Below are 16,520 nucleotides of genomic sequence, written 5' to 3'. Positions count from 1 at the left end.
AAGTCCTTCCGAAATCATCAGCTTTTCTCCTTTAAGGTCAGCTTGCAGGTCATGCCCTTCTGCAAGGCCTCTTCGGCCTTGGGCTCCTGAGCCACAACACGTCCCTTTCCTGTATATTCAACATTCATGCGGATATTTCCCATCACCTCGAGGGCATCCCTAAGCGAGAGTCCCTGCAAGTTGGGCATCCTGCTTGCTACGGCATCGCCGAGCAAAAGCGTTTTTCCATTGACAAGGCCCGCATCCACGCGTTCCGAAATCACGCGGAGTCCCTTGCCTTCAAAGCGGACCGGGCACTTGTGCTTTTTCGCGTAATCCTTGGCGGCAGTCACCGGCATACCGGCAAAATCCTTATCGCACGGAGAACCAAGTTTCACCTGCTTCAAGTTATGAGCAAGCGGCGAAAGCGACGGATGGAAATAAATCCCTTCCATGATGCGGCGGAAAATCGGGCCTGCGGTAAGGCCACCCACATGCTTCCCTTGCGGGTCGTCCACAAGCACGAGGCACACATAGCGGGTATCCTCGGACGGAGCAAGTCCAATAAACGAAGCCACCTGAGAATTGCGGTCATAAGAACGGGTGATGTGATTGTACTTTTCAGCCGTACCCGTCTTGCCACCGAACAAGACATCGGGCAACTTCTGCGAAGCGACGCGCTTTGCCGTACCGCTATTCACCACACGGTTGAGCATCTTGCGAATCGAAGCAGCGGTCTTTTCCGAAATCACGCGGCGGAGTTCCATCGGTTCAACCTTCTTGACGACATCGCCACTGGAATTGCGCCATTCCTTCACAATCTGCGGACGCATCAGCTTACCGCCATTAGCAACTGCCGCATAAGCCATCACCATCTGGATCGGCGTCACAGAAACAGCATGGCCAAAGCCCATCGTCTTTAAAGTTCTATCGTCGCGAGTGAGTTCTGCAGGAGTCAAAAGTCTGCCGCTTTCTTCACCGGCGTAATTGTCAAAAGCCCTTTCGCCAATGCCAAAGGCACGGGCCATCTTATGCATACGGACAGCGCCCACTTCAGAGGCAATCTTTGCAAACACGATGTTCGAAGACTGCACCATGGCTTCGCTCATGTCCATATCGCCATAGATGTGCGTATCGCAAATTTTTTCGGAGCGCGGATTCCACTGCCAGCACTTGCCTTCGTTTGCAAAGACCTTCAGCGGGCTCACTACGTTATTTTCAAGAGCGGCGGCAGCGGTAATGACCTTGAACGTAGAACCCGGTTCATACGACAACGAAACAATTTCATTCTTTGCGGCGCGATCGACACCCTGATTCTTGGAATTCGGGTCAAACGTCGGGTAGCTCGCCATCGCAAGGATTTCACCTGTAACAGGGTCCACAACAACAGCACTTGCACTCTTTGCATTGAATTCAGCAACGCCATCCTTCAAAGCCTTCTCGACAATTTCCTGCATGTTGCGGTCAATCGTCAAAACGAGATTCAGGCCAGACCTTGCTTCGACAACGTTTTTGGAACGTGAATAAACTTCATGCTTTTTCACGTCCTGGATGCTCAGGCGGATGCCTTCGTCACCGCGAAGATTATCGTTGTAAATCTTTTCCATGCCCATGTTGCCAATGCCGTCAAAGCCGACCTTGCCAACAATCTGCGAAGCAAGCGAGCCCTGCAAGAACAGGCGGCTATAGCCCAGGTTGTCGCTCGTATCACGGATGCTTTCGGCGAACACGACGCCGTTTCTATCCATAATCGAGCCGCGTTCAGCATACAAGTTCTTTGTATGCGTCACCATGGACTTGGATTTTACCTGATAGACGTTGCGATTTAAAACCTGGATATCAAACGTCTGCAAAATGAGCACACCAATCGTGCAAAGCACAAGGCTCTTCAAGATAAACAGAGGATCTGCACCGAACTTATTCACGCGTCTCCCCCATTATCATGACTTTCACCGGCACAGAATTCAAGCCAAGGCCTGTCTGTTCCGCAAACTTTGCAAGATGGTTCATCGAGGTAAGCTTGTTGATTTCGTAATCCCTCAAAAGGATTTCGCGGTTCAACAGGTTCGCCTTTTCCCTTAAACCATAGTAGTTACCGTAAAGACGATTGATGCTGTTCTGCATGTACACCGGGAACATGCTTGCAACTGTAATCATGAGGACAAACAGGAACACGATACTCATGACACCGCCCTTTCTAGACTTTTCGGATACATTCTGCTCGTTATTAGTCATACTCTTTCATAGACCCTAAGCTTGGCAGAACGCGCCCGACTGTTCCTGTTGATTTCTTCGGCCGAGGGCAAAATCGGCTTACGGTTCACTTTCTTTAAACGCTGGTGGTTGCCACCGCACATGCAAACCGGCAAGTTTTCCGGGCAAATGCATGCTTTTTCAAATTCAGCCGCCGTTTCCTTGACGCAGCGGTCTTCGACAGAGTGGTAGCTCATCACCACGAGGCGGCCGCCCACCTTGAGGCAATCGACAGCGGCGCGGAGGCTATCTTCAATCTGCTTGAGTTCACCGTTCACTTCCATGCGGACAGCCTGGAACACGCGGGCAAGCAAACTATTGGCGTCACGGCGCTTATCCGGGAACACGGCCTCGACAACGGTCTTGATATCGCTCGGGAGCACATCGCGGCCTTCGGTGGTAATTTCTCCCACTTTTTCCTTGATGCGGGTCGCAAGCTTGAACGCACGGTCCATATCGGCATTCTTGCGGAGTGCCGCTGCAAAATCGTCTTCGCTAACGTTGCGGAGCCATTCCTGGGCAGAGACGCTTTCGCGACGGTCCATGCGGAGGTCGAGCGGATTGTCGCCTACAAACGTAAAACCACGGCTAGAGTCATCTACCTGATGGCTGCTGATGCCGAGATCGTAAAGGATTCCGTCGAGTGTATTCGGTTCGATTTCGTTTCCGAGTTCGCTAAACGGAACCGGATGGACAATAAACTTGGGAGCAACATTAGCAAGGCGCTTCGTTGCAAACTGGACCGCTTCATCGTCGCGGTCAAAAGCGTGGAGAGTCCCTTCGGAATTCAGTTCTTGGGCAATAGCGTAAGAATGGCCGCCACCGCCAAGCGTGCAGTCCGAATAGGTGCCGTTCGGCTTGATGTTCAAGCCTTCAAGGCATTCCTTGAGCATCACCGGATCGTGATAGAATTCTCTCCCTTGAACTCCTGCGACCGCGGCTTCCGAAATTTCATTTACATGTACTGACTTGCGGAGATTGTTATCTGCCATTATCCCCCTCCGTCAAGCCTTCACCATAGAACGCGGCATCGAAAGCGTCGATAGCTTCATTTGTCTGTAAGCCATACTTTTCGTTGTAACGTTCAGGATTCCATAATTCGAGAGTTTTACCGCTGGCCTGGACGTAAAGAACTTCGTCTTTAAGACCGGCATACTCCAGCAATATTTTGGGGAGTAAAATGCGATTCTGGCCATCCATCTCCACGACTGTGGGGCAGAGGCCTCTCCGAACTAAGTCGGCTTGACGGCGGTCGGACCGGCTGTCCAAGTCCGCCATGAATTTCTCAAACTCAGGAAGGACAAACAACCGGAGGGTGCGGTCCGGGCCACGGGTGACCACGAACTCATTCCCTTCGGACGCCGAAAGCTGACGACGGAATTCCCTAGGGAAGGAGGTCCTTCCCTTTCCATCGATCGCCGTTTGGGCTTGTCCTATGAAAGAAGTGAAATTCATATTTGACACATTTTACCACAACACTTATCACACACGACAAATATACCCACTTTCTACCACCGTGGCAATAGAAAACAGAGGTCGAACTTAAAAAAAGCATACTTTTCTTACTTTTTGTGAATTTTTTACATAAAATTTTGCTCATTTGAGCAATTTTAAAAGCAAAGAAGATAACATTTACGTAAGTTTTTTGTTAGAAAGCAATAACGGGACGTCATTTCTAAATTTTATAGCATGATTCTCCGAACACCTGATTTTTACGATTCGTTCCGTTGCATCGCCGGAAAATGCACCGACACCTGCTGCATCGGCTGGGAAATCGACATCGACGAAACTAGCGCCAAACGTTACGCCAAAGTCAAAGGCGATTTTGGAGAAAAACTTCGTCAAAACATCGAAGACGGCCATTTCAAATTGTTCCCCGGCGACCGTTGCCCCTTCTTAAGGAACGACGGGCTCTGCGACATGATTTGCCATCTCGGGGAATCCAGCTTGTGCGATATTTGCCGCGAGCACCCGCGATTCGTCGAAGTCTACGGAGACATCATGGAAAAGGGAATCGGGCTCTGCTGCGAAGAAGGCGTACGCTTACTGCTCGAGAGCAAAGGGGGCGCCACCTCACCCATTGCGTTTGTCGAGCGCGAAATTGACGACGTTCCGGACGATATTCCCGAAGACGCCATTGAAGCCCGCGATGCCATTTTCGAAGAACGTAATCATTTGTTCAAAATTCTAGCAGACCACAGCAAACCGCTGAACGTCCGACTCATCGAGTTATTGGATTACGCCATCGAGACAAGTGGTCTAGAACTGTCCGAACCCGACGATTCCGAAGTTCGCACAAACTATAAAATTTCGAACAACATCCACCACCAGTGGTTCGAAATTCTTGGCAAAGGCGAAAGCTACGGCCCCGCCTGGGACACCGCCTACAAAGAGCTCAAGGAACGTGGCTGGCAAACCGACACGATTTTCACGGACAGCGATGGTGAAAAAATCATCGCCTACTTGCTATTCCGTTACTACGAGAAAAGCCTCTTCGATGGCAACAGCCTCACCAAGGTCGAGTTCGCGATTTACTTCTGGATAATACTTCAAAAGCTCGGACAAGTTTTCGCAAGCGAAGCAAATCCGCAAGCAAAGATTGACGCCATAAAATTACTGAGCAAACAGACTGAATATTCCGAAGAAATCATGGAGATTTTCGAGCAGGAATTCATGGAAAATCCGGCGTTTTCACCCGCCATTTTCAAAAGAATTCTAGCGGAATAACGCCATCGAGCGAGAATCGCTATTTTTTACATTATTTTTGCCTTTTTTTGACGAAAATCACAATTCAATCCGCTATTTTTTGGTATTTTACAACTGTTTAAAAAAGATTCCCAGGGATTAACCCAAAGTCTTTAGGAGTATGAGCATGTTTAAACGTCTTTTTAGTCTGATTGTCTTTGCAGCAGCAATGGGTTTTGCCCAGTTTGCACCGGAACCGCAGGTTGCCGATATTAAACTAATGATGGATCCCAAGACCGAGCAGCCCATGAAGATGGACTTTTCGACACACCTCTCGGGCATCAGCGATCCGGGCATTATCTTCGCCCATTTCAGCAACCGTCCGCTGCTCATCTACTATTTCAGCCCGAAGTGCCCGCACTGCCAAAAGCACTTCCCCGAAATCCAGAACCTCATCAAGGAATATGAATCCAAGGGTCTTACGGGTATTGCCATCGGCTTGAACGGCGGCATCAAGAAGAACGACATCCGTCTGTTCATCGACCAATACCACGCAGTCATTCCGGTGTTCCAGGACACGGATAGTAAGTTTGGGCCAACTTATGGCACGGGTTACATCCCGGTGGTCTACCTCGTGCAGAAGGACGGCACGTTCTACCGCTACGAAACACTCAACGAAGCGAACATGAACCATTTGCGCGCTACGCTGAACAAGATTTTGAAGAAGTAATAAGACTTGTCTTTTACGTTTTTTGACTGTTACCCCGGACTTGTTCCGGGGTTTGTTGTTTTGTCGGCGGGAGGTGACAACGCTTCGCGTTGTCACTCCGGCTTCGGCTCGGATATGCCGACAAGCGAGCTTGTCGGCGCTGCACTCGCCTTACGCAGAGGTCGAACCCACATGGTCTCGTCGTGGGTTCCGTTGAAAAATATAAAAGGTCCGCGCGCCAATGGCGCACGAACCTTTTATACCGTCGGCGGGAGTCGAACCCACGACCCGTTGCTTAGAAGGCAACTGCTCTATCCAACTGAGCTACGACGGCGTTTGTGAGCACACAATATAGTAAATAATTTGATTTTTCGTCAATTTTCGCACGATTCATAAGCCATCTCTCCAAAAATTTTACGCATTCCCCATTGCCACAATCGGGAATTTTATCTACATTTATGCATAGATTTGAATATTTGCATAATTCAAGAGCGCGATACAGAATCGCACGGAGATACAATGAAGATTATCGACATCCTGAAGCAAGACAAGATGAGCCTCTCCTTCGAGGTGTTCCCGCCGAAGAAAGAAACGAGTTTTGAAAACGTTAAAGCAGCCACCGAAGCAATTGCAAAGCTTAACCCCGCATTCATGAGCGTCACATACGGCGCAGGCGGCGGCGTGAGCCAGTACACGCTCGAAATTGCGAAGAATCTCAAGTACAATTTCAACATTCCGATGCTCGCCCACCTCACCTGCATTTCGAGCACCAAGGAAACCATCCACCAGCGCATCGAAGACATGAAGGCCGCCGGCATCAAGAACGTGATGGCCCTCCGTGGCGACCTCACGCCGGAACTCATTGCAAACGGTCGCGGTGATTGCGACTACCACCATGCTGTGGAACTCATCCGCGAACTCAAAGCCGCTGACGCTGATTTTTGCATTGGCGCCGCCTGCTACCCCGAAAAGCACCCGGAAAGTCCAAACCAAGCCGAAGATATCAAGCACCTCAAGGAAAAGGTCGATGCAGGCGCAGACTTCCTCACAACGCAGATGGTCTTCGACAACAACCTTTTCTTCAGCTTCCTTTACAAGCTCCGCGACGCAGGCGTGAACTGCCCGGTGCTCCCCGGCATCATGCCCATCACGAACGCAAACCAGGTCGAACGCGCCATCAAGCTTTCGGGTTCATTCATGCCGCAACGTTTCAAGTCGCTTGTGGACAAGTTCGGTAGCGATCCGGACGCCATGAAGCAGGCTGGCATCATCTACGCCACCGACCAGATCATCGACCTCTATGCCAACGGCATCACAAACGTCCACGTTTATTCCATGAACAAGCCGGACGTCGCCGAAGGCATCCTCAAGAACGTCTCTGCCATCCTCGGCAAGAACTTCGCAGGATAATTAAGAGAGAAGCCCGCTTCCGCGGACTCGGCAAAAGTAACGAAAAAGACCTGGCGATATGCCAGGTCTTTTCACATTTTCAAGAGGGTGATGCCCGCTCGGTGGCGGGCATGACAACCGCTCTACTGCGCAGGCTTTTCCGCAGGAGCAGGCGCACTCGCCTTTGCCGGAGCAGTCTCGGCCGGTTTCGGCGTTTCAACCGGCTTCGGCGTTTCAGCTGGCTTTGCAGCGGCAGCAGCTTCCGACTTCATTTCGACAACAGCCTTTTCAGCTCTGTCGCGCATGTTCTTCAAGCGCTTCAGGCCAGCCTTAGAAGCAGACCTCACCTTCTTTTCGGCATTGGCCTTGAGCTTCACCTTCACTTCGGGCTTGGATTCCGGCTTCACCTCGGACTTTGTCGGAGGCGGCACAGCCGTGCTGTCGTTCAGCAGAGAGTCAGACGGAGCAGCCACAGTGCCATCGCCTTCGGTGTAATAGCCGAACGGGATGAGTTCCACGCGGCGGTTCTTGGCACGGCCTTCGTCCGTTACGTTATCAGCAAGCGGCATGCGAGTGCCAAAGCCAATAGCGCGTAAGCGGTCGGCGGCGATTCCCTTCGATTCCATGTAATCCGTCACGGAGTGGGCACGGTCTTCAGAAAGCTTCTGGTTGTAGTCTTCGGTACCCACGATATCCGTATGGCCCTGGACTTCAAGCTTCACTTCCGGAATCTTTTCCAAGAGAGCGATGATGTCATCCAAAGTCGGGTAACTGGACTTCAAGAGCTTTGCCGAGTCGAATTCGAACTGGATGCCCTTCTTGAGGTAGTCCAGGTCTTCCTTGCGGCGCAGCGGGCAGCCACGCTTGTTCACCTGAATTCCCGGGAGCGTATTCGGGCACTTGTCGCGGTAATCCGGCACGCCATCCTTATCGGTATCGAGCGGGCAACCGTCAGCATCCACGGCAACACCTTCCGGCGTATCCGGGCACTTGTCCGGCCCATCAAAGACGCCGTCCTTGTCGCTGTCGAGCGGGCAACCGACGCTATCGACCTTGACGCCCTTCGGCGTTTCAGGGCACTGGTCCTTGTAATCTGGGACCGTATCTTCATCGGTATCCAACGGGCAGCCGACAGAATCTACCTTGACGCCTTTCGGCGTTTCGGGGCACAAATCCTTGTAATCCGGGACCGTATCTTCGTCCGTATCCAGCGGGCAACCGACAGAATCCACGGCGACACCCTTCGGCGTATCCGGGCACTTGTCAAGACCGTCAAAGACCTTGTCTTCGTCCGTATCGATGCCGCAGCCGTCTTCGTCCACGACTATCGGCGGGAACGTTTCCGGACACTTGTCCTTGCGGTTCTTTACACCATCGTTATCGTCGTCACCATCAAAGCCAAACGTCCACGTGAGCTTTGCGATACCGGCAATAAGCGGCTGGGCAACATAGCAGTAGCTAGCTCTGTAACCCGTTTCGCCCTTGAACTTGATCTGGAAATCCTTGCAGTTGTCCATGGCATCTTTGCGATCGTAGCCATCAACAAGATTACCAATACCAATATCGATACCCGCAGCAAAGTCAATGTTGAAGAACGGAATCTTCACATTGATACCCGGCGTGAGCACCATCGGGTCGGTAATCGGACTGAACGGATACGCATCGTTGCCAAAGCGCATTTCGCCACTGAATTCGAGGAACGGCTGGATGTAATCGTTGATTTCCAGGTTCACGCCCGTGCTATACACAAGCGTATTCGAGGCATCGCCAAAGCCGATCATGAGTCCAAGAGAAGAATTCCAGACAAGCGGAACACCCTTCTTGTTGTAATCGACAGAGACAACCCCCGTAAGGCCGAGCATTACGCTGTTTGCCGTGTAGGCATACGTCGGGCCACCCTCGTTATCGAGGAACCAGGCGTGACGCGGGCGGATACCCACGCCCCTCCAGCCAGTCGGGACCGTCAAATCAACAACAGCGGCCGTCTTCATGTAATCCGGGCCAAAAAAGTGCGGCGTGCGGTACTTGGCATAGAACTGCAAGTCGCCGAGGCCTCCCTTGCCCATGTGAGCGCGAATCGCTTCGCCAGAGTAATCCTTTGCGTGGTCGTAGTAAATCGGGAGGCTCACGCCGATATCCAAGTCATCACGGAGGCCAAACGCAAAGTTGAAGTTACCGGCCAAAGCGCCGTCAATGCGGCCCTTTTCCATACGGGCATCCCACACATCGAGTTCCTGGGTACGACCATACTGGTCCGTAAACAAGGCGCCACGGGTGTAGCCCCAGTTATCGGTCGCAATTGTACCGCCCGTCCCTAAACGGAAGTGAAAAAATCCAAGCGTATTCGCATCTTGCTGGTGGAGGCCAGTTTTACCCCCCAGGAGGCCGGTCTGAGCAAAGACAGCCGCCTGCGCAAGTGCGAGTATAAGGGTAAGTTTTTTCATATTCTAGTGCAATTTCTATTCGCGGCTGCTTTCCCACTGATACATGGATGATTCATCCTTGTACGCACAGACATAGGTTACGCTTTCTTTGGTAACAGTTGCATCTTCGTTATCTCTGTTGCAAATCTGGTCGAGAGCAATGTCTGTGGAGGCGTCAACCCACTTACCATAGTCATTTACGACGTCTTTAGCAATAGAGCACTTGAAACTGTGGCTTTCACCATCCTTGAGGGTTTCGCTCTTAATGTCTGCAATGTTTTTAGTATCACCTCTATCGGTATCGCAATAACCAAACTTGGCGTTAAGGTACTCATTTTCATCAATTACTCGCCAATCTGTGGAGGAAGAACTTGCGGGGATTCCTTCTGCGTTACCATTACTAAGACATTCATAGTATGCGTCACCGACTATAGCGGCATCTTTTTTTCGATTTCTTGTGCAAATTCCAAGCGTTGCATTTTCATCCAAATCGCTTGCTTTAATCCAAGAGTAGTATCCGCTGGAAGGACCTCCAGAAATGTAGTTACACTTGTATTTTTCCCCTCCGTAAACAGCTACTTTGGTTTGATTTTTCATCTTATCTTCGTCGCATTTGCCATAGATATCCTCAAAGGTAGGTTCGTGCCAATCATTTCTCTTGGCACTAGCGACAAACGTCTTCGGAGTTTCGTCACTCTTTAACGTTACATTGACTTCAAAGGCGATGCCGTCGGCGTAGCCACTAGCACGCTTGTAATCGCCATAGTTGCAAAGGACATTAATCCATTTCTGTTTTTCGACTTCTGGCATATTCGAGGCAATTGCACCCTGCACGACTTCTACAGAAACAGAATCACAGTCCCAACTGTTACAAGTGTAAATTACATTATCCTTATAACCATTCAAGAACAAGAAAACGCTGTATCTTGTGCTTTCGTTGATAAAATTACCGTAGTACACCCATTTCTTGGCCCCGCTAGCAGTATTGTTTCTCGCATAGGTAGAACCGTGGTAGCTACACTTTTCGTTGAAGGTCGATTCGCCGAGGTCTTCGTCTTCAAGCTTCTGCACTGTAGCCTTGACGCGGTCACCCACGCAATATTCATCAGCAGTCGTTTCACGCCATTCATGGGTATGGTTACCGTTGTTGTCTAAATCCTCTACTGTTTCACAAACATATTCATAACCGGATTCAGTAACCACTTTTTCATTGACATAGCCATAATGGCAAGCTTTATCTAAATCCCAGTCACGCCAATCAGTAGCGATCCATTCGTATTTTTCCTGTTTATCAAGGTAATCGCATTTGTACCAAGCGGAACCATTTCCTGCCTTGACTTCGCCCTTTTCCATCGTAGTTTTTGAACATATTCCATATTCCTCGTCATGATAATCTTTCTGTCTCCATTTGGAGCCATCGCATACAAAGGTTGTTTTGCTCGTTGCCGTGGCAAGTTCCGCATTCTTGGTGTCGAACAGCTTTTCTTTGCCTTCGTTTACTGTAGCGCTGCATTCACCGAGGTAAAGCTTAGAAGACGGATCATTTGCAAGTTCTTCTGGAGTCTTGCCACTTGCAGCGCTAGAAGAGGATGCAACAGAGCTCGAAGAGTTCGGAATACCAGGCACAAGAGCATCGCAAGTAGAAGAAGCTGATAGATCACATTCGCACTCATACTCTTGAATTTCCCCGTCTAAGAACGCCGATCCCTTATCTCCTTTATTACGGCCCAAGCATACATTTTCAGTATCTTGCCAGTAGCATTTTCCATTGTCGCATACACAAACGGCATTTTCATCAAGACCTTCAAAGCTATAGAAGAAGGTCGAATAAACTGCGTCAGCATCGCAAACTTGTTCCACCGTTGCAACACCTACAGCCCAAAGTGTTATAGGATACCAAACTTGTTCGTTTTCGATATATTCAAAGTAACGGAAATATCCCCCTTCGACATCAGACTTATACACCTTGCTGCTATAGCCAGACGGATCATTGAAAACCTTTGCGTCTTCGACTTTAAGCTTATAGGCTTCCACAAATCCATTCTGCAAAATCTTGTAATAGACGGCATCCGTACCACTCCAGACATTCGTTTCAGCAGTATAGTCGCCATGCTGCATTTGGTTCCACTTGAAGAAGTTCGCGTCGATAAGCAAAGCGAGGTAATCAACAAAGAACATGCTGTGTTCCTTGCCTGCGTAAGTCGTATTGACGGCGGTGTTAAAGTTGCCGTTTTCGGCAAAGACATTGCGGAAAGCGTTATAGACCGAGTTAAAACCCGGAGTCTTGTCCTTTTGGTCAATGAGGGCCATCACCCACACGATGCTGTTGAAGTTTTCGGCCAGGCCAATCTGATCGGGGGCATAATGTTCGAAAGACGGATATTCTTCGCTGTTTTCCAAATAAAGGGCGTGGGCAAGGTCCTTGTTTGCCTGCTCGTTTGCAACACCAAAACCGTTACCATCGTCAACCAACTTCTTTACGCGGGCGGCCTTGTAGTCGGTCAAGAAGTCGATGACAACCGTGTCGGACGCATCGGACAAGTCTGCATAGGCGTTGTAAATGACATCCGTTGCGTTCGAGCCAAATCCGCCAAAGGCGCCGAAAGCGTTGTTACTCAAGTTCAGCTTGACACGGAGCTTCACAACCGGGGTCGTAAGGTTCGTGATGTCAAGATCCCCTTCGAGGCGTGCAACCTTGTATTCCACCGCCTTTTCGTTAGTTTCTTCGATTGTCACAAAGGATTTATTGGCAGAGGCGAACAAGTCCTGCATAAACACCTTGCCGCTCGGGGCGAACTTTTCGTCAAGGTCCGTCACGGTAAGTTCTGCATTGTCGCCACCCTTGAGGTTCTTCCAGATTTCTTCGTAGATGTCATTGGTTTTTGTTTCCTTGTTGGCCTGCACCGGGAAACGCACGACAACATGCTTCTTGTACACCTTGGCGAGGTTCTCGTTCACGACTGTGAACGGGATTTCCATCTTGGTCTCGGCGTCGCCGCACTTGATGGTCACGGTGATGATAGCCTTTTCGTTGTCACGAACCGTATCGATGATGGCGCAAGACTTGTCTTCTAGTTCTGCATTCCAGCTGCTGTAAGCATCGTTGAACTTGCTGTCGATATCTTCGCCGAACTTGTCCGTTGCAGAACTCAAGTTCTTGAGGGCGTCATCGACATCCTTCTGGTTCTTGGCAGAGGCAGAGCTCAAATTCTTGAGAGCTTCGTCAATTTCGCTCTGGTTCTTGGCAGAGGCGCTGCTGAACTTGCTATCAATATCCTTGTTGATGGCGTCCATATCGGCATCTTTACCGTTGGTGCCGTTGGTGCCGTTCTTGCCGTCAGCTCCCTTCAGGGATTCAAGCCATTCCTTTTCGGTGCCCGTGAAACCGTTATCCTTTGCGATTTCGTAAGCAGACTTACCATTCGTTCCGCTAGATCCGTTCGTTCCGCTGGTTCCATTCGTTCCATCGGCACCATCTTTACCATTCGTGCCATTGGTGCCGTTCGTACCGTTTTTGCCGTCGGCACCATCCTTACCGTTCGTACCGTTTGTACCATCTTTACCATTGTAGACAACACCGATTGTATCGTTGCCATCGCAAATAATGGCGATGCCGGACTTGTCCTTCAGTTCCTTGGATTCGCAACGGTACTGGATAGCTTCGTGGTCGTTCATGGCGACCCATTCGCCTTCAGAGCAAACGTACATCGTAGCCTTGGACTTCACAAAGGCCATGGAGCCTTCGGTCTTTTCACTACAGTCATCGTCATTCAAGGAAGAAACCGTAGTAAACTGATTGACATCCTGAGAATACAGCAGGTCGTCGCCGCAACCGGCGAAATAGAGAGCCATTGCAGAAACTGCAAGCCCGAACTTGATGGTTTTCTTGTTCATTTTTGTTCCCAATTATTTACATTTTGGTAAAACTTGGGCAAATTTAGCTTATTTTAAGTAATTCGTAAAGAGTTTATGGCATAGCCCATTTGGGCTATAGACATCCAAAAACGGCGTAAAAAAGCGAAAAACCGACTATTTTAAGGTCTTTTTGCGCAAAAGAGGTGCTTTTTCGACCCATTTGCAAAAAAGGGACGCTTTTTTGACCAAGCTTTATGTATATTCAAGGCATGGGCATCAACGATGCTCGAAGTTTTTAAAAAAAGGTTAATAATGCTTTCTTATCAAGACGCCTACAAAATTGCAGAATCCGTTCACCAAGGCCAGCAAGACAAGGCCGGTGGCCCATACATCGATTTCCTCCAGAATGTCGCCGACTATCTCAAGAACAAAGGCGAATCCGAAGATGTCCAGGTTCTCGCTATTTTGCAGGATTCCATTACTTCTGCCACTAAAAAGACTCCGGACGACATGATCAAGATGGGTGTTCCGGCCGATATGGTGGACCTCATCCAGAAGATGACCTACCACAAGAACCAGGCATGGATTGACGAATACAGCTGCCACCTCATGGAAAAGGGCGTGCCGGCCGAAGACGCCACCTACGACGCCCGTGAAAAGGACTTTGTACGCTTTGTCGAAACGCTCAAGGACAACCCGACAGCCGCCAAGGCCAAGAGCGCCATCTTGAACGTGCTCATGGACGACAAGTACATCCACCGTCAGGAACGCCGCGAACTCAAGACGAAGTTCCGTCTCAAGAAGTACAAGGCAGCCATCCAGGCACTTGGAGTTTAAAAAAATGCCCGCCGCGAGCGGGCTTTTTTTATTGCCACGTCAACGCCTATTTACTAATTTTACACCGTAATTTTTTAGCCCTAACGGGCACCAACCCCTAATAAGGAACACAACAATGGCAAATAAAGTCTATAACTTTAGCGCAGGACCGTCGGTCTTGCCGGAACAGGCACTCAAGGAAGCATCTGCTGCATGCATCGACTTCGAAAACAGCGGCATCAGTATCCTCTCCATGAGTCACCGTTCAAAGCCGATTGAAAACATGTTCGCCCAGACGGAACAGTACCTCCGTGAATTGATGGGCATCCCGGAAGATTACGACATCGTGTTCCTCGGTGGTGGTTGCTCACTTTTGTTCTGCATGCTCCCGATGAACTTCCTCGATCAGAACGCTACGGCCGACTACGCTTTGACCGGCGTCTGGGCAAACAAGGCTTACAAGGAAGCTAAGCAGTTCGGTAACGCTCTCGCCGCTTGCGACACCAAGTCTGAAACTTACAGCCGCATCGACAAGAACTTGAAGCTCAGCGACAACGCTACTTACCTCCACGTGACCGCAAACAACACGATTTACGGTACGGAATGGCACAACTTCCCGAAGCCGAAGTCTGGCTTCCTCATGGCTGACGTGAGCTCCGACTTCCTCGCCCGTAAGATTAACGTGTCTGACTTCGGTGTCGTCTATGGCGGCGCTCAGAAGAACATCAGCTGCGCTGGCGTGACTGTCACGATCATCAAGAAGGGCCTCCTCGGCAAGGTGAACCGCACCATCCCGACCATGCTCAACTTCCAGACCCACATCGACGCTGCCAACATGTTCAACACTCCTCCGGTCTTTGCCGTGTACGTGATGAACCGCACCCTCAAGTGGCTCAAGGAATTCGGTGGCGTGGACGCTATCGAAAAGGTGAACCGCTCCAAGGCTGCTCTCCTTTACAGCGCTCTCGACAACTCCAAGGTGTTCGTCGGTACGGCTGCTAAGGAAGACCGTTCCATCATGAACGTTCCGTTCGTGTTCAACAAGGACGTCGTTGCAGCTGACAAGGCTGACGATCTCGCCAAGGAATTCCTCGAATTCGCTAAGGCTCGTGGCCTCCAGCAGCTCAAGGGTCACCGTTCTGTCGGCGGCTTCCGCGCTTCTATCTACAACGCCATGCCGGTCGAAGGCGTTCAGGCCCTCGTCGACTGCCTCGGCGACTTCGAAAAGAAGGTTCTCGGTTAATCGACGAGAATGCCGCGCGCTGCGCGGTGTAACGCATTTGAGAAAGCCTCGGCCTAGCGCCGGGGCTTTTTCGTTTAAAGAAAAAGCCCGACAGCAAACGTAGTTACAAGAAATAATGGATCCCCTACGCTTCGCTTCGAGGATGACTGGTCATGACAAAAGAAGAACCTCCTCATGGAGTATGAGGAGGTCCTATTTTTTGTGTTAGGAGTACGCCATTACGGCGCCTTGGAGGAGGATTTCGTGGCACGTATGTCCCCGTGCCGGGTATTTCACAAGGTCCAACAACCAAAACACGACCTTGTAAAACTACCGAGAGAAGTTTACGACCTTCTTTTTGTTCTCAAAATTACTAACCCATATACACCCAAAGGCTTTCACTTTCTCGTTTTTACATGGATAAAGATACTCTTTTAAATTGCGAATGTCAATAGAAAACACCATTTTTTAACATAATTTTGCAAAATATCACACTACATACTGCCTCCAAAATGTTCTCAAAAATTTTTCAAGTTCTCAAAAGAACAAAAATAGAGAAAAAGACCAATAAAATTCTGTTTTTGACTAGAAAAGGAGATTCCCGCTCAAGGCGGGAATGACACGCAAGGCGAGTGCAGCAAGAATGAGTATACTCATTCTTATTGCCGAGCCGCAGCTGTCAAGCCCCGTTAGGGGAATGACAAGGAGCCGAGCGATGCAGAAACATGCTTGCACGTTTCTATATCCGAGGCGAACAAGTCAAGCCACGAAGTGGAATGACAAATCAAAAAAAAGTCCGCACAAAGGCGGACATTACAAACACAGAAGAATGCCGAGCGACAACTTCTTAATTGTCAGCGGGCTTCTTAGCAAATTTATTCGTAATATCAGGGACGATGTCCATGATTTTCGACACGAGCGAGCTATCCTTGGTAATCGGCATGATGCGCACGTCATCGCCCTTGATGACGAGGAACGCGACCGGGTCGACCGAAGCGCCACCGCCAGATGCAGACGTATCGCCCTTGTTCTGGTGGCCACCAAAGCCAAAGCCAACGGACACGCGGCTCACAGGCACGACGGTCGTTTCGCCCGCCTGGATAGGTTCACCAATGACAGTTTCCGCCTTCGTGATGTAGCGGAGCTTTTCCAAAAGAGTTTCTGCAAGTTTTTCAATAGCCATATTTTG

12 protein-coding genes and 1 tRNA gene are annotated in these 16,520 nt (G+C 49.9%); 5 read left to right on the top strand and 8 right to left on the bottom strand.

Annotated features, from left to right (window positions below; translation table 11 throughout):
* Positions 1-17: 17 nt before the first annotated feature.
* Genes B7982_RS03990 through B7982_RS03975 form a run of 4 tightly spaced genes read right to left on the bottom strand, consistent with a single transcriptional unit; the run spans position 18 to position 3,687 of the window.
* A complete protein-coding gene (locus B7982_RS03990) occupies positions 18-1,904 on the bottom strand; it encodes a penicillin-binding protein (protein ID WP_088659647.1) in 1,887 nt (628 codons plus the stop codon).
* Positions 1,897-2,214: a hypothetical protein gene (locus B7982_RS03985; protein ID WP_088659646.1), complete on the bottom strand. Its 318-nt coding sequence runs from the start codon at positions 2,212-2,214 to the stop codon at positions 1,897-1,899. The genes B7982_RS03990 and B7982_RS03985 overlap by 8 nt, the downstream gene beginning before the upstream one ends.
* Positions 2,211-3,224, bottom strand: a complete 1,014-nt coding sequence (rsmH, locus tag B7982_RS03980; RefSeq protein ID WP_088659645.1) for a 16S rRNA (cytosine(1402)-N(4))-methyltransferase RsmH — start codon at positions 3,222-3,224, stop codon at positions 2,211-2,213. The genes B7982_RS03985 and rsmH overlap by 4 nt, the downstream gene beginning before the upstream one ends.
* Positions 3,214-3,687, bottom strand: a complete 474-nt coding sequence (locus B7982_RS03975; RefSeq protein ID WP_088629876.1) for a division/cell wall cluster transcriptional repressor MraZ — start codon at positions 3,685-3,687, stop codon at positions 3,214-3,216. The genes rsmH and B7982_RS03975 overlap by 11 nt, the downstream gene beginning before the upstream one ends.
* Positions 3,688-3,921: 234 nt before the next feature.
* On the opposite strand from B7982_RS03975, the gene fliB reads away from it, so the two are divergent.
* Both fliB and B7982_RS03965 read left to right on the top strand, forming a co-directional pair.
* The gene (gene fliB, locus B7982_RS03970; protein ID WP_088659644.1) at positions 3,922-4,959 is read left to right on the top strand and encodes a flagellin lysine-N-methylase; all 1,038 of its coding nucleotides are present in this window, start codon (positions 3,922-3,924) and stop codon (positions 4,957-4,959) included.
* A 145-nt stretch (positions 4,960-5,104) separates the two neighbouring features.
* Positions 5,105-5,647: a TlpA disulfide reductase family protein gene (locus B7982_RS03965; protein ID WP_088660002.1), complete on the top strand. Its 543-nt coding sequence runs from the start codon at positions 5,105-5,107 to the stop codon at positions 5,645-5,647.
* A gap of 239 nt (positions 5,648-5,886) precedes the next feature.
* Here B7982_RS03965 and B7982_RS03960 read toward each other — a convergent pair.
* Positions 5,887-5,960: transfer RNA gene (locus B7982_RS03960), tRNA-Arg, on the bottom strand.
* A 185-nt stretch (positions 5,961-6,145) separates the two neighbouring features.
* Here B7982_RS03960 and metF point away from each other — a divergent pair.
* On the top strand, positions 6,146-7,036 hold the full coding sequence (metF, locus tag B7982_RS03955; RefSeq protein ID WP_074209865.1) for a methylenetetrahydrofolate reductase [NAD(P)H]: 891 nt from the start codon (positions 6,146-6,148) through the stop codon (positions 7,034-7,036).
* Positions 7,037-7,158: 122 nt separating this feature from the next.
* Here the strand turns inward: metF and B7982_RS03950 are convergent, their stop codons facing one another.
* Both B7982_RS03950 and B7982_RS03940 read right to left on the bottom strand, forming a co-directional pair.
* The gene (locus tag B7982_RS03950; protein WP_088659643.1) at positions 7,159-9,459 is read right to left on the bottom strand and encodes an OmpA family protein; all 2,301 of its coding nucleotides are present in this window, start codon (positions 9,457-9,459) and stop codon (positions 7,159-7,161) included.
* Between the two features lie 15 nt (positions 9,460-9,474).
* A complete protein-coding gene (locus tag B7982_RS03940; protein ID WP_233138358.1) occupies positions 9,475-13,332 on the bottom strand; it encodes a hypothetical protein in 3,858 nt (1,285 codons plus the stop codon).
* A gap of 273 nt (positions 13,333-13,605) precedes the next feature.
* On the opposite strand from B7982_RS03940, the gene B7982_RS03935 reads away from it, so the two are divergent.
* Together B7982_RS03935 and serC are read left to right on the top strand one after the other, a co-directional pair.
* Positions 13,606-14,130: a hypothetical protein gene (locus B7982_RS03935; RefSeq protein WP_015731752.1), complete on the top strand. Its 525-nt coding sequence runs from the start codon at positions 13,606-13,608 to the stop codon at positions 14,128-14,130.
* A gap of 115 nt (positions 14,131-14,245) precedes the next feature.
* The gene (gene serC, locus B7982_RS03930) at positions 14,246-15,352 is read left to right on the top strand and encodes a 3-phosphoserine/phosphohydroxythreonine transaminase (RefSeq protein WP_088659641.1); all 1,107 of its coding nucleotides are present in this window, start codon (positions 14,246-14,248) and stop codon (positions 15,350-15,352) included.
* A gap of 826 nt (positions 15,353-16,178) precedes the next feature.
* On the opposite strand, the gene B7982_RS03920 is transcribed toward serC, so the two are convergent.
* Entirely contained in the window at positions 16,179-16,514 is a 336-nt protein-coding gene (locus B7982_RS03920) for a GerW family sporulation protein (protein ID WP_088659639.1), read from the bottom strand.
* Positions 16,515-16,520: the final 6 nt, after the last annotated feature.

Origin of the sequence: Fibrobacter sp. UWB2, from assembly GCF_002210425.1 — a bacterium.
In the GTDB taxonomy this organism is placed as follows: Bacteria; Fibrobacterota; Fibrobacteria; order Fibrobacterales; family Fibrobacteraceae; genus Fibrobacter; species Fibrobacter elongatus.
This window is presented reverse-complemented; position numbering and strand designations above follow the sequence as displayed.